This is a genomic window from Bartonella sp. AP258QHHD (assembly GCF_042196145.1).
Lineage (GTDB): Bacteria > Pseudomonadota > Alphaproteobacteria > Rhizobiales > Rhizobiaceae > Bartonella.
Window position 1 is genome coordinate 1 of record NZ_JBHIPR010000014.1, and the last position, 307, is coordinate 307.

Annotated in this window: 1 protein-coding gene; it reads right to left on the minus strand. The window is 38.1% G+C overall.

All coding sequences use genetic code 11. From position 1 onward, the window contains the following. Positions 1-307: hypothetical protein (locus ACFIMM_RS01040; protein ID WP_375692577.1), on the minus strand; the 307-nt coding region annotated here is incomplete at both ends.

Here is a 307-nt window from a genome sequence, read left to right on the forward strand (position 1 = left end):
CTGCAGCAGCACTTGTAAGATTAATATCATTAGAAATCTTCTCTATACTTTTATCAAGCTGGGCTTTGTTAACAGCTTCATCATTTCGCTCTGCAGCTTTTACACCAGAAATTGTACGAGCTTCACCAGATTTGTTTGCAACATTAATTTCTGTACCCCCCGTTGTCACACCAATGGTAATAGTACCTGCATCTCCTTCCTGCTTAACGAGACTATTTTTTGTCGCATTCGCAATCTGATTTTGGATATTCGTGATAGAAGTATCAACAGCATTAAAAGCAGAACCAACATCATTATGAGAATTACC